The sequence below is a fragment of the Algoriphagus sanaruensis genome, from assembly GCF_001593605.1.
Lineage (GTDB): Bacteria > Bacteroidota > Bacteroidia > Cytophagales > Cyclobacteriaceae > Algoriphagus > Algoriphagus sanaruensis.
This window is the reverse complement of the sequence record NZ_CP012836.1, coordinates 892,916-907,286: the sequence shown is the minus strand read 5'-3', so window position 1 is coordinate 907,286 and position 14,371 is coordinate 892,916. Positions and strand designations below refer to the sequence as shown.

Annotated in this window: 12 protein-coding genes; 3 read left to right on the top strand and 9 right to left on the bottom strand. The window is 39.9% G+C overall.

All coding sequences use genetic code 11. The features are described 5' to 3' along the window. Window positions 1–55: 55 nt before the first annotated feature. From AO498_RS04075 to AO498_RS04050, 6 genes are all read right to left on the bottom strand, one after another. On the bottom strand, window positions 56–790 hold the full coding sequence (locus AO498_RS04075; protein WP_067544046.1) for a 1-(5-phosphoribosyl)-5-[(5-phosphoribosylamino)methylideneamino]imidazole-4-carboxamide isomerase: 735 nt from the start codon (window positions 788–790) through the stop codon (window positions 56–58). Window positions 791–949: 159 nt separating this feature from the next. Next, window positions 950–1,954 (bottom strand): WD40/YVTN/BNR-like repeat-containing protein, encoded by a 1,005-nt coding sequence (locus tag AO498_RS04070; RefSeq protein ID WP_067544044.1) that lies wholly within the window; start codon window positions 1,952–1,954, stop codon window positions 950–952. Further along, on the bottom strand, window positions 1,951–2,865 hold the full coding sequence (locus AO498_RS04065) for a hydroxypyruvate isomerase family protein (protein WP_067544042.1): 915 nt from the start codon (window positions 2,863–2,865) through the stop codon (window positions 1,951–1,953). The genes AO498_RS04070 and AO498_RS04065 overlap by 4 nt, the downstream gene beginning before the upstream one ends. A gap of 3 nt (window positions 2,866–2,868) precedes the next feature. Beyond that, a complete protein-coding gene (locus AO498_RS04060; RefSeq protein ID WP_067544040.1) occupies window positions 2,869–4,182 on the bottom strand; it encodes a Gfo/Idh/MocA family oxidoreductase in 1,314 nt (437 codons plus the stop codon). Between the two features lie 18 nt (window positions 4,183–4,200). Further along, window positions 4,201–5,157, bottom strand: a complete 957-nt coding sequence (locus tag AO498_RS04055; RefSeq protein WP_067544038.1) for a formylglycine-generating enzyme family protein — start codon at window positions 5,155–5,157, stop codon at window positions 4,201–4,203. A gap of 10 nt (window positions 5,158–5,167) precedes the next feature. Beyond that, on the bottom strand, window positions 5,168–5,836 hold the full coding sequence (locus tag AO498_RS04050; RefSeq protein WP_067544036.1) for a Tll0287-like domain-containing protein: 669 nt from the start codon (window positions 5,834–5,836) through the stop codon (window positions 5,168–5,170). A 127-nt stretch (window positions 5,837–5,963) separates the two neighbouring features. Here AO498_RS04050 and AO498_RS04045 point away from each other — a divergent pair, with 127 nt between their 5' ends. Beyond that, window positions 5,964–8,783 (top strand): YCF48-related protein, encoded by a 2,820-nt coding sequence (locus tag AO498_RS04045; protein WP_067544034.1) that lies wholly within the window; start codon window positions 5,964–5,966, stop codon window positions 8,781–8,783. A gap of 198 nt (window positions 8,784–8,981) precedes the next feature. After that, entirely contained in the window at window positions 8,982–10,220 is a 1,239-nt protein-coding gene (locus AO498_RS04040) for a cystathionine gamma-synthase family protein (RefSeq protein ID WP_067544032.1), read from the top strand. 17 nt (window positions 10,221–10,237) lie between these two features. On the opposite strand, the gene AO498_RS04035 is transcribed toward AO498_RS04040, so the two are convergent. Both AO498_RS04035 and prfA read right to left on the bottom strand, forming a co-directional pair. Beyond that, window positions 10,238–10,762 (bottom strand): GNAT family N-acetyltransferase, encoded by a 525-nt coding sequence (locus tag AO498_RS04035; RefSeq protein ID WP_067544030.1) that lies wholly within the window; start codon window positions 10,760–10,762, stop codon window positions 10,238–10,240. A gap of 67 nt (window positions 10,763–10,829) precedes the next feature. After that, entirely contained in the window at window positions 10,830–11,903 is a 1,074-nt protein-coding gene (prfA, locus tag AO498_RS04030) for a peptide chain release factor 1 (protein ID WP_067544027.1), read from the bottom strand. Window positions 11,904–12,013: 110 nt separating this feature from the next. Between prfA and AO498_RS16930 the strand changes: the two genes are divergently transcribed. After that, window positions 12,014–12,253: a Kazal-type serine protease inhibitor family protein gene (locus AO498_RS16930; protein ID WP_082792183.1), complete on the top strand. Its 240-nt coding sequence runs from the start codon at window positions 12,014–12,016 to the stop codon at window positions 12,251–12,253. 86 nt (window positions 12,254–12,339) lie between these two features. Here the strand turns inward: AO498_RS16930 and AO498_RS04020 are convergent, their stop codons facing one another. After that, window positions 12,340–14,229: a recombinase family protein gene (locus AO498_RS04020; RefSeq protein WP_067544022.1), complete on the bottom strand. Its 1,890-nt coding sequence runs from the start codon at window positions 14,227–14,229 to the stop codon at window positions 12,340–12,342. Between the last annotated feature and the right edge of the window lie 142 nt (window positions 14,230–14,371).

Genomic DNA, 14,371 nt, shown 5'->3' with positions numbered 1-14,371 from the left:
CAAAATTGATATTCATAAAAAAGGAGGCTTAAAGCCTCCTTTTTTTGTGTGGTTACTATCCTTCTAGCATAAATTTTTCTAGATCAGCAAGTTCAATTTTCCCTTCGTAATAGGCACGTCCAAAAACTGCAGCATGGACCCCCATATCACGAAGTTTTCTGAAATCATCTATTCCTCGAACCCCACCTGAAGCGGCCAATTGTAAATTTGGGAAACGATCTAATATTTCTTGATAAAGGGTAAAATTAGGCCCTTCCATGACACCATCTCGAGTTACATCTGAACACTTCAGATATTTCAATCCTCGATCATAAAAGAATTCGATATGCTCAAACAAGTCGATTTCGGTTTTTTTCAGCCAGCCGCGGATTTTTATTTTATGATCAGTGGGCGTCGTATCAGCTGCTAGATTGATTTTCTCTCTTCCGTAGGACAAGATAAACTGCGCAAATCTTTCTGGAAAGTTAGCAGCTGCAGAGGCAATTGTCACCGTCTTGGCACCAAACTCAAAACATTTTATCACATCACCATCTGTCGAAACCCCTCCTGTAAAATCAATTTTCAAATCTGTATAACCAGCAATCGTCTCTAAAATATGATAGTTCTTTGGCTCCCCACGGCGAGCACCATCCAAATCCACTAAATGGAGTCGCTTGATTCCGATGCTTTCAAACGCCTGAGCAATTTCCAATGGATTATTGGAAATTACCTCTTCAGTAGCAAAATCCCCCCTTTTTAGTCGGACACACTTTCCGTTTATCAGCCAAATGGAAGGAATAATTTCGAACATATGCATTATAAGTTTAGAGAGTTTGAAAGGCAAAGGGAAAATTAAAGCTTGATAAATATACAACTCAAGACCCTTTTTTTAAGAAGTAGTGAGGAATTGATCGAAAAAAAATGAGAGATAAGGTTATTTAAAAGGCCTGATTTTCCTTTTGGGAGGAAATTACTTTGAAATCAATTTCCCAATTCGCCCTTGAGAACCCGATGCCCAGATTGACTTCTGATCCAAAGAAACTTTGACCGCATGAAAGCCAGTAGCTGAGAAGTTTTCCCAGTTCATTCCTTGATCCAACGAAATATCAGATCCCGAAGGACCAACAGCGATCAATAATTTTTTCTGTTTCCAATAGGCAATCCCCGAACGATATCCAGAAGGAAACCTATTCGGCAATTCCGCCATTTGATTTTTAAAAACTGCCGCGGTTCGATCCCTTGAATCAGGCTTTTCGAAATCTCCCCCGACTGCGACTATTCCATCTTGAACAAAAGATAATCCGAATATCCCCTGTGAGAACGCTCCTTGCAAAAGAGGTCCTTGAAATAAGGTCCAGTACTGGTCATTGAGCGAGTAAAGGTGCAAATTAGAGGTGGCCCCTCCTGTCCCAAAAACAAGAATATTCCGATTGACTAAAAGTGAAGAATTACTCGCAGCAAACGCTGCTTCACCTTCTGCGGCTGGAGGTGATATAGGCAAGCGCTGCCAAGAATCGCCCCCATCATAAGTCTCCAGTAACATCCAAGTTCCATCAATTGGATCCCCTAACAAAAAACCACGATTTGGGGACAAAAAAGTAAGCGCATCAAAAAAAGCAGGCTCCGCTTCTTCATGTACTTTTTCCCATGTTTTTCCTCCATCGCTGGTTTTATAGACTACAGCCGGCGATCCTGCCGATGCCACGATCGCTCTCTCGTCATCCCAAGCATGAATTGCTCGGAAATCTAAAGAATCAAGTCCTTCAATAGATCCATGTTCCCACGATTCGCCACCGTCCATGGTTTTCAGCCAAGTACCTTGGCTTCCACTAGCCCAGCACACGGTAGTTGAAACCGGTGAAAGCCCCCTTAAGGAAGCTTTCACTGGTGTAGTTATTTCTTTCCACTGGACTTCCTGGGCAATAAGTCCAGAAATCAAACAATAACTCAATAGAAAGAATAACCCTCGTTTCATTTTACATCAACTTTTCGGTAAGCCTCAATCAAGGCAAGCTCGCCCTCTTTCCCAGGCCCTGCATTACCATGCTCCATTCCCATCACTCCAGTAAATCCTTTTTCATGAATCCACTTAAATACATTAGAAAAGTTAATTTCTCCAGTACCTGGCTCTTTTCTCCCTGGATTATCTCCAATTTGAATGTAGGCTATTTCACTCCAGGTCTTGTCCATAGTTGCGATTAGATTCCCTTCATTTCGCTGCATGTGATAGATATCGTAGAGAATCTTGCAGGCAGGGCTATCTACAGCTTTACAAATCATATAGGTTTGGTCGGCGTGGCGGAGAAATAAGTCAGGATTATCACTCAATGGCTCTAGTACCATAGTCAGCCCATGCGGCTCCAAAATCTCGGCTCCCCGCTTTAAGGCTTCAATGACATTTCCAGTTTGGACACCTAAAGGAAGATTTCGCTCAAAGTATCCAGGCACGACTGTCATCCATTTGGCTCCTACTCGTTTAGCTACTTCAACTGATGTTCGACAGGTGGCCAAAAAAGTATCCAAAAATTCTTGCTTTCCAGTAGCCAGAGATACTTTCCAGTTGTCTCCTCCATCAATAACAAACACTCCCATCCTCATTCCCAAGTCCTGGAGTGTTTTTCCGATTAATTCTTGTTCGGCCACCGATCTTTTCAGCATCCCATTGTCCTCCAAGGACCTGAATCCTTGATCTGCCATAAACTTGAGCTCTTCTACTATTCCTCCGGGAGCATGATTTCGGAACATCCCAAAATGTGGTGCAAAATCCATATTGAAAGGAATGGCTCGTTTGATTTCTTCTGCAAAACCAGGAAAACTTAGTGCTCCAGCAGCACTTAAAAAAGCACTACCTACACCCATTCGCTTAATAAATCCTCTTCTTTCCATCGATTAGATTACTTTAGTTTTTCCTGGAATTGCATAAGGGTAATACCCATCAGCGTTCGGTAAAAGTTTAGGTAAAGCATCCCAAGCCAACTTCTCAGGGAAAAGATCAACAGAACCATTTAAGGCTTCGTCCCAAGTTATCACTTTGCCAGAATAGGTTGCATATCGACCCATAATCGCCGTCATGGTAGATTTTGCTGCATTTTCAGCATCAGCGAATTTGTATTCTCCTTTAACTAACGTTGCCCAGAGCTCGTCATGCTCTACTTGGTAAGGATTGGGGTTATTATCACGATCATGGGTATAGATTGGATTTCCTTTCCAATCAGTCATATTTCCATGATTTCCAGCACTCAGGTACACCTTTCCATTGGTTCCTTGGAAAGTCTCATCCACCCGATTGGCAGCACCTGGAAAATGCCTACACTCCGAATGAATTACAGATCCATCCGCATATGTGAAGGTTAATACATGGTGATCAAAGATCTCTCCATGGTCTTTTCCTGTCCGGACTTGACGACCACCCGTTCCTTCTGCTTTTACGGGATAACCATTCTTGGCCCAATTGGCTACGTCAATATTATGAACATGCTGCTCTACGATATGATCTCCACAGAGCCAATTGAAATAATACCAATTCCGCATTTGGTATTCCATTTCCGTCTGCTCCGGTTTGCGTTCACGAACCCAAACTCCACCGTCATTCCAATAGACTTGTCCTCCGATAATTTCTCCCAAAGCTCCATCATGAATTCGCTTCATCACTTCTCGGTAATTGCTTTGATAATGTCGCTGAAGTCCTACAACGACATTCAGTTTTTTGGCTTTTGCTTCCTCCGCTGCCGCTAGAACTTTTCGAATACCAGCTGCATCGGTGGCCACTGGTTTTTCCATAAAAATCTGTTTTCCCTGCTTTACGGCCTCCTCAAAATGTTGGGGGCGAAATCCTGGAGGTGATGCCAAAATAACTACATCAGCTTCTGCAATGGCCTGCTTATATCCATCAAATCCAACAAACATCTTTTCAGGTGTAACGGTGACTTTTTCAGCCCCATATTTTCCTGAAATAGCCTTATAGCTTTGCTCCAAACGATCCTCAAAGGCATCTGCCATTGCAACTAATTTAATTGGGTGTCCTGTTTCAAAAGCTTGAAACACAGCTCCAGTTCCTCTACCTCCACAACCAATGACGGCAAGTTTTAGGTGGTTTTCAGGAGCGGCATAAGCTCCTGGAACTAGAAATGATGGGGCTAACATTCCGCCAGTGACAAGAGCGGAAGTTTTCAAAAAGTCTCTTCTCGAATTATTTTGATTCATGATAGGTGTTATTTAGGGTTAATAATCAGCTATTGGTTCTTGATTGTAATAGGCTTGAATTTCTTCTGGTGAAGGAGGTGTTAAAGGTCTAACTATCCGAAGCCCAATGAATGGTGCCTCGGGAAACCACCATTGACTTTTGGGTATTTGAGGATCTATTCTTTTCCAATTCGGATCAGAGGTAGCCCTCATCGCTGAACTGATCTCAGTCGGATCGGATTTGAAACTTCCCCCTCTTACCACATGAGGGTACAATTTATCCGCTGGATTCATTGGATTATCCTTGGGTGACCTGCTGTAAAAATCAGGCTCATAAAGATCTATCGTCCACTCCTGTACATTTCCATAAATATCATAAAGTCCAAAGGGATTGGGCTTTTTCTGCCCCACGCTATGCGTCTGTCCATTACTATTGGATTTAACCCAAGCATATTCGACGAGCTTTGCTGGGTCATTGCCATAGAAAAATCGTTCCTGAGAACCTCCACGAGCTGCATATTCCCATTCTGCCTCTGTAGGAAGTCGATAAAAAATTCCTGTTTTCAAATAAAGCCAGTGACAGAATTGAAGTGCACCATATTGAGTCATTCCGACAGCAGGCTTACCTTCTTTCCCCATTCCAAAGGTCATATCCAAATACGGTAAACTAGGACGCGTCAAGCCATCTACTCGCTCTTCAATTCCCCCTTCCGTCATCGATTCTTCGAAGTGCTTATCCAAAAAGAGCTCAAATGCATCCCAAGTAACTTCATGCGTTCCCATCCAAAATGGAGCTAAAGAGACTTCATGGGATGGGGTTTGGTCCGAAAAATCGGAATCATTACTACCCATCCAAAATGTGCCTCCAGGAATAGGAGTCATATCAAAGGAAACGGGAGTGCCTGGGATTTTTTGAGTATAAGGATCAAAAACTGCCGAAATGTTGAGCTGGAAACTCATCAGAATTAGCACAATTAACACTAACTTTTTTTCCATTCTTTTAAAATTACAACCGTTTCGCCACTTCACTTTTGGGAATTCGAATAGACCACATCCCTCGAAGATCTCCTAGTTTATAGCCTTGAGCTAAATCATTCGAATAGATTGTGGATAGTTTATTGGCAGTCTCATCATTAATTTCTTTCCCTTGCTCACCGTGGCAACTTAGACATAGTCCCGACCCAATTACAATTGGCTTAGTATAAAGTAGTACCTCTCCACCATTTAACTTTTGAATATTCGGCTCACTTTCTAACCCGTTTTCGGCATTGTATTCATAAGCCTCCAAAATAGGTAGTTCAGAATCATCAGGCTGATCGGATGGATTTCGATATTTATTTGAAACTCTCCTAACCGTGACTTGATGAGATTGGCTGAATTCATTCAGTATTGACAATGCATTTGTACTGCAGAATTCGATTGCTCCAGGAATTCCCACTTCTGCAACGGAAGCTTGCAGCTTAGCAATCAATTCTTTTTGTGCTTCTTGGGAAATGGAATCCCCCCAAATCATAGCTTCTTCGATGATTTGGGCTTCAGATATTCTCTTTACTTCTAGATGTCTGTTTGCCTCTTCAAATACTTCCTTGGATACACGCTCTTGAGGACCACAACTAATCATCAACAAGAACAAACAAGCGAGAATCCCCATCTTAACCTTCCATGACTTTTCCATAAATTTTATCTGTAATACTACCCTCAAAAACCCTGAGATATAGTTCATATCCTTTAATTTGTACTTAATTTACCTTTTTATCCCCAAAAAGTAGAGTGTTGAAAGTTGCATTCCTAATCCAACGCCGATGAAAAAACCCTTACTGGCCTTTTTATTTTTCTTACTTGAGTCAACTATTGGTTTTTCTCAAACTTGGACCCGAATGCAAAGTTGGGGACTTGATTTTGAAGGTATCCATTGGCTTACAGACCAGAAAGCCATAATTGTTGGTGAAAACATCATCATTCGAACCAGTAATGGCGGAAACTCATGGACAGAATCGACACAAGAAATTAACGATTGGCTTCTGGATGTTTCTTTTTTTGATGAATCAAGGGGTATTGCAGTTGGAAAAGGGGGGCAAATTTTATTTACTGAAAATGGAGGAGAAACATGGGTAAATAGCAACTCCGGAGTTTCAGAGAATTTAAATCAGATCAAATTTTCCACGGAAAATATTGCCTTTGCCGCTGGAGAAAATGGGATTCTACTTACCTCTTCGGATTTTGGAAAGAACTGGTCACCAATAACTTCGGTTCCAGGCTTTTCCTTTTATGGAATGTCCATTGTTGGGCCCAATACTCTTTTTTTAGTGGGCTCTGAAGGCAAATTGGTCTTATCCACTAATTTAGGATCCACTTGGAATACATTTCAAACCTCAACCACCGACACATTATTATCTGTATCAGGAACAAACCCTGAACAAATGTTTGTGGCAGGGAAAAATGGTTTTATCGAGAAGTTCAATGCTTCAAATACGACTTTCTCTCCAATCCAATCGTTCACTTCTAGCGATATTTCCACTATTTCAATCCACCCGACCAATCCCAATCATATAATCTTAGGAACTAAAGATGGGAAAGGCTTCCAATCTAAAAATGGAGGGGTTGATTTTTCTAGTATAAACTATGGAACCAATTTGGCTTCCAAATTTAACTCGAGTACATTTTCAGTAGATGGTTCTCAAATAGTATTGGTTGGGAGTGCTGGATATATAGTAAAATCTACTAATCAAGGAAATTCATGGTCTGTTCCTTTTGCAGGAGTAAAGGCAGATTTCATCACCATGGATTTAGAATCAGCCACCTACTTATTGCTCGGAGGACGAGCGGGGGAATTTTTTGTAACTACAAATGGGGCTACAACCTTAATTCCAAGACCGATTCCTGAGGTAGAATCCATTCATTCACTGGAATTTTGGAATACGAATTACGGATTCGTGACCAGCAGCTCAGGAGTAGTTTACCGTACTTCTAATGCAGGACAGGGATGGACCAAGCTTCAAATCCCTACCACTAATGCCATCAAGGGAGTTCATATTTTTCTTCCTGAATTTCCATATGTAGTTGGGGATGCTGGAACCATTGCTCGCTCCTCTGGAAGTAGTGGAAATTCTTGGGAAGTTTTTGGCTCAAATGTTTCACAAACTTCCGAGAGTATTAACGATATCAGCGCATTTGATTTGCAAACAGCTTATGCTGTAGGAGATGGTGGGAAAATTCTTTGGTCAAATAACGGATCAATTTGGGAAACTATTCCCTCCCAAACGACTGAAAATTTAAACTATACCACTCGAATCAATGGAACGACCGCCTATGCTGTAGGGGATAAGGGAACAGCTTTGAAGACAACCGATTTGGGTAGAACGTGGAGTCTTCAAAACACCGGAATCGCTGAGAATATTTATGGAGTGGACTTTTTTGGGGACAACTTTGGAATGGCCGTTGGTGAAAAAGGATTAGCTCTAGCCACAACTGACGGAGGAATTACTTGGACAAAATTAGCCACAGGAACCACCCGTGATTTATATGCAGTGATGGCATTTACCGAAAATGGGGCATTTGCAGTTGGGGATGAAGGAACAATAATTAAGTATAACTGTAATCCCCCTACGGGAAGGTTAAGTACGATCAGTGGACCTAGCCAAAGTTGTTTAAGCAATCAGGTTTATCAGATTTCTGATCTACCAGAGGATGGATCCTCATTGATTTGGAGAGTGGATGGGGGGCAAATTGTCAAAGGTCAAGGCACAAATCAAATCGAAGTACAGTGGACTTTGCCGGGAAAAGGTGGCGTATTTGTCAATCGGTCTAACTTCTGTGGCGCGGGAGAGACCTCATTCTTAGAGGTAGCTATAGGAGACATTCCAAGTCTAGAGGAGGGAATCGAAGGTGAAGGGACAGTATGTCAAGGTGAATCTTATAGCTACAAAGCTCCGATCATTGGTAACTTTATTTACACTTGGAACATTCAAGGTGGAACGATTATTTCTGATGAAAACCAGGCGGAGATTGAAGTAATCTGGGACACAGAAGGACTTCAATCCTTAAGTGTTAGGCTAGACAATGAATGCGGGAATTCCACTTCAAAAGTTTTTCCGGTTCAGGTGATCACTTCCCCTGAGGCCCCATCTCCAATTATTGGCGAGTCTACTCCTGCGCTATCTACCCAAACCTACTCGACTGTTAATTCTCCTAGACTAAATTATCAATGGACCCTAAGCTCTGGTGGCCGTATTTTATCAGGTCAAGGTACGGCTCAAATTCAGGTAATTTGGGAGCAAGAAGGAAATCATACCTTGTCGGTAAAAGCTCAAAATGCTTGTGATTTTGGCCCATCTACCACACTTAATGTGCTGGTGGATATCATAACCTCCCTAGAACCTTTAGACAACTCTAATTGGAAAGTGTATCCCAATCCAAGTACTGGCTCCATAACCGTTGCAGGAAAAAGTTTAGGCAATTTTGAAGAAGTCGTAATTATTAATTCGCTAGGTCAGATCTTGGATTCAAGAAAAATCAGGTCTAATGAGACGTCACTTACATTTGATAATTTACCCCAAGGTGTTCATTTAGTTCACCTCCAGGGAAGACAAGGAATTATCACCAAAAAGCTTTGGGTTCGCTAAAAAAATATTCTTTGAATCTTCAAAGCAAATTTTGAAAGATTCCAAATATTATTTTGTATCTGTAAAATTATTTCTAAAAAAATAAGAATAAATCAGAATTATGATTTATCAATTGAATAGACACAAAATATTATAGGGAAGCTCAAGTTGATTCTTATTTTAAAATTGTGGTGATTTGAATTAAGAAAAGACCTGAATATGAACCCAAAAAATTTCCACCCAGAAAGTCTCATGATGTCTCATGGTTACAAGCCAGAGTGGTCAGAAGGAGCAATAAAATGTCCCATTTTTCAAACCTCTACCTTTGTATTCAAAAATGCCCAAGAAGGCAAAGAGTTTTTTGAATTAGCCTATGGAAAAAGGGAAAAATCGCCAGGAGAGCAACCTGGTTTGATTTATTCTCGGCTAAATAATCCAGACCTTCAAATCCTCGAGGAGCGGCTTTGTTTATGGGATCAAGCGGATGAATGTGCCGTTTTTGAAAGTGGAATGTCTGCTATTTCCACCGTTTTATTAGAATTTCTCCGCCCGGGTGACTATTTACTTTACAGTATGCCTGTATATGGAGGCACTGATCACTTCATAAACAAGGTACTTCCGCAATATGGAATTAACGGGATTGGATTTTCGGCTGACGAGACCTTTGAGGAAATCCTAGAAAAAACCAAAGGCCATTCTATCAAATTGGTCTATGTAGAAACCCCTGCTAATCCCACAAATGCGCTATTTGACCTTGAACTCTGTCGGAAAATTGCGGATCATTTCTCATCAGAAAACTCGTATGTACCAGTAGCAGTCGACAACACCTATATGGGACCTCTCTGGCAACATCCGCTTCTACATGGTGCTGACCTCGTTGTTTACTCAGCTACAAAATACATTGGTGGACATTCTGATTTAATAGCTGGAGCCGTACTTGGAAAAAAAGAATTGATGCAGCGGGTCCGAACCTTACGAACTTTTTTAGGAAACATGGCGGGACCTTGGACAGGATGGCTATTAATGCGAAGTCTTGAAACATTAAAAGTGAGAATGACTCAGCAAGCCTTAAATGCCGAAAAGGTAGCTGATTACTTGGCAGCACATCCCAAGGTCGACAAGGTATATTATTTGGGACACCTTGCTGAAGGAACCAATCAATATAAAATTTTCAAAAAGCAGTTGAGTTGCGCAGGCGCAATGGTCTCCTTTGACATTAAAGGAGGTGAAAAGGAGGCTTTCAAATTCCTAGATAGCCTGAAACTTTTCCATTTAGCCGTATCTCTAGGAAGCACAGAATCCCTTGCTGAGCATCCTGCTACCATGACGCATAGCGATGTGAGTGATTCAGATCGTCAAAAGCTAGGGATTTCCGAAAAATTGGTCCGCCTTTCTATTGGCGTTGAACATGCTGATGATTTGATTTGGGATATCAAACAAGCACTAGACCTAGTATAATAAAAAAGGGATGAAGATTATTCTTCATCCCGTACCCTTACATATTGGAATAGGTCTCCGATTCGACCTCTTTTAATAAACGCCTTTTTAAGAATCGCCTCAGGAACATATCCTGCTTTTTCTAATACACTCATGGATTCTCCATTAAAGTCAAACACCTGAGCGAAAATTCGCTGGATATCGAATTTCTGAAATATATAGTCGGTATACAGCTTTACTGCTTCTGTGGCAATGCCTTTTCCCCAAAATGGTTCCCCAATCCAAAACCCTAATTCCATATTGGTTCTAAGCTCATCTTTGCCACGCTCAGCCCCAATTGCCCCTGCTAATTTCCCTTCAAATTCGATCGCAAAATTTTGCGGTGGGTTGAATTTCTGATTGTGCTCAATCCAATGTCTTGCATCATGTATCGTGTACGGCTGAGGATAGCTGTCACGAAGATTCATGGCAATTTTTGGATTATTAGCCAGAGGATAGAGCTGATGAAAATGTATTTCATTCCATGTCACCAAACTTATTTCCCTTTCGCCTGATATGGTCATAGTGGGTACTGGGTTTTAAAAGAATAATACTCAATATACTCGATAAATTCCGGATGCGAAAAGAAGGCTATTCTATTCCTCCTGCTTGAAGTTTTTCAAGATTTTCAGCTAATCTCAAGGCAGAAATAAATTCTTCTACATGTCCATCCATCACTTCAGGTAAATTATAGACCGTTTTATTGATTCTGTGATCCGTCACTCTCGATTGAGGATAATTGTAGGTTCTGATTTTATCAGATCGGTCTCCACTTGCGACCATTGATTTTCTTTGAGCGCCTACAGCTTCGTTATGCTTAGCCAGTTCAATCTCATAGAGTCTCGATCTCAATACTTTCAATGCTTTCTCAAAGTTCTTAATTTGAGATTTTTCATCCTGACAAGTCACTACAAGACCAGATGGAAGGTGAGTAAGACGAACTGCCGAATAGGTAGTATTCACGGATTGTCCCCCAGGACCGGAGGAGCAAAAGGTATCTTTCCGAATATCATTCATGTCCAAATGAACTTCTACTTCGTCCATTTCAGGAAGTACCGCCACTGAGGCAGCAGAAGTATGAACTCGCCCCTGAGATTCGGTAGCAGGAACTCGTTGAACTCGGTGAACCCCAGATTCATATTTGAGCATGCCGTATACGTCTGCACCTGAAACAGTAGCAATGATTTCTTTGTATCCTCCAGCCGAACCAAAAGTCAAGTCCAAAACAGTCAGTTTCCAGCCCTGCATTTCGCAGAATCGTTCATACATTCGGAACAAGTCACCAGCAAAAATGGCAGCTTCATCCCCCCCTGTTCCTGCTCTCACCTCAAGAATACAATCTTTTGAATCATTGGGATCTTTAGGTATTAACAGTTGCTTAAGTTCCTCCTCCAAGGTTACTTTTTGTTCGGCAAGATCATCCAATTCCATTTTCGCCATTTCGCGAAATTCAGGATCTTTTTCCTTTTCAAGGATTTGCTTGGAGCTATCAATATTTTTAAGAACTAGCATGTAGGTATCAAAAACACCTACGATTTTCTCAAGATCTTTGTACTCCTTGGTCAGTTTGGCATATTTTGACATATCGGACATGGAGTCCGGTAAAATGATGAGCTGACCTACTTCTTCAAAACGCTCTTTTAAGGCTTGTAATTTGTCAAGCATAGGGATTGATTAGACTTTGCAAAAGTAGGGATTTTATTTTCCGACTGAGTGTAAATTAACTAGTCTGTTCCTTACTGAATAGTATCTTTAGGACGTAATCAATCCTAACAATGCGCTTTTTAAAATTCTTGATATTTTTTATTTCACCATTATTCCTATTCCAGTGCACCGAAAAATCGGAACCTATGAATCTTTGTTTTGATTCGGAAATTTCAAATAGGCCAGATGAATGCATAGCCATTTATAATCCGGTATGTGGCTGTGATGGAATCACTTATTATAATTCTTGCTATGCTCAATCTTCTGGAATAAGAGCCTATGCCCCTGGATCATGCAATCCTACAGATTAAAAAAGCTGTCCAACAAATAGTCAGACAGCCTCTTCCAATCAAAGACAATTTTTCGATAATTATTCCACCGTTAATCTGAACTCCATTTAGTTCATTTTTCTTACCCCCTCCACCTTTGGGAGGAGTTTTCTATTGTAACTATAGAACGAGGAAACCCTACTTTTATACCAAATACCACCCCCTATTGGTTTCTTACCTTCTTTATTTAGAATCTCACAAATCTTTTCCAAAGAGTATCCTTCAATCTCTTTCAGTTCTACAATTCTCTGAACCAATTCCCCCTTATAAGATTGGTCTTTTGAGTTGTTTGGAACAAAGGAATCAACTTCCATTTCATAAACTGTACTTCCTTCCTTTAGATTATAGGTTTTAAATCCATTATCGTCTCTTTCAACATTATAGAGGATAGAATCCCCAACCAGTGGAAGTAAAAACTTAATATCAATCTTATGGGATTGTTTCTTTTGGTCATAAATAATTTGAATCTCTTTGAGGACACTAAAAAGGAATTCTCGTTTTTTCTCCAATGATTGAGTTTTTAACTTTTCAATTTCCTCATTCATTTTTTCTAGCCAATCTATCCAACCTTTAGAATTGGAAAACACTTCTAATTCTCCTTTTAAATTTTCAATTTCTTCCTTCAAAACTTGGATGTGTTCACCGAATTTCTTTTTGAGGAGCTCACCCTTCTTCTCTGTTAAATTTCCAATTCTGATATCAAATTCTATCTGAATTTCCTGTTCTTCAATTTTGGATAGTTCAGAATTCTTACCCCTAATTTTCCTTTCTAAAGTGGATTTTTGCAACCTTATATTTTCTACTTCATCGAATTTTGTTTGAAGGTTTTTGATTTTGTAATCCTCTCTTTTCCTTTTGGAATTTTTAATTACTTCAATTACCGAATCAATTATTTTTTCATCCAATACTTCCATTCGAGGACTCTTTTTTATTGGACAACTTTTTAGGTCATTCTTCTTTCCAACTTTTCTCCAATTATCTTCACTACATTTTCCATAGTAATGGTTATTGGTTTTAAACCGATGTCCCAACCTTAACTTACATTTAGGACAAATTAACAACCCCTTTAAAAGTGATTTCCTACTCTTTCCATCAAATTGGAGAGGATAGTGGTTTTGAATTTTTTCTTGTACCTCATTCCAAAAGTTCTCATTAATAATTGGAGGAACTTTAAGTTCAAAGGATTCTACAATTTCTTCCTCTCCATTAGGAAGTTTTTCTTTCCACTCCCAAATCTGAACACCTTTGTAGATTTCTTTCTTCAACATTGAAAGTATAGTACCTACATTCCATCCCTTAACACTCCTTCTCGGATTCACTTCAGTTTGATGGTCTAAGAAAACCTTAATTTCCATCGGTGATTTTCCTTCACTGTACATCTCATACATCTTTTTGATATACTTTGATTCTGTAGGGTGAATAACCAAATTCTTTCCTTCAACCGTATATCCGAAAGGAACCGTACCTCCAACATAGGTATTTCCATTTTTTAGGGAATTTCTTTTTCCCAAAACTGACCTCATTCTTCTTAACTCATTATCATATTGAGAAATTGAAGAAAGAATATTGATTGTTAGTTTATCAACTGAACTAGATAAATCATAGGGATTTAAATCCTCACCAATGTATATCTCAACCCCATAATCGATAAAGACCTTTAATATTGAGTACCACGAATTCGAATACCTACCCAATCTATCGGTATTGAACACCCATACTTTTCTGATTCCATTGGGTTTCTGAATTTCATCCAAAAGTTCAACCAATTTGGGTCTTTGGTTTATTTCAACTTTGAAGGAGGATTGAACTCCTTCATTAAATTCAATAGGTTCTAATTGAAGTCTATTTGCAATTTCCAAACCCAATCTCTTCTGAACTTCCAGTCCACCACCATCAGTTTCCTGAGGTTTAGATGAAACCCTAAATAGAAGCCCAATCTGGTTAATTGATTTAGTCATAGCAAAATGATTTGGTGATTATTCTTACTCAATTTAATTGAGAATCTTTTAAGTCAGATGGAAATTTTTTCCATACGAGAAAAATTTTATCTCCGATATAAAAACCACCTTCTTACTCATTTCGCAAAATCCAAATCTCTCA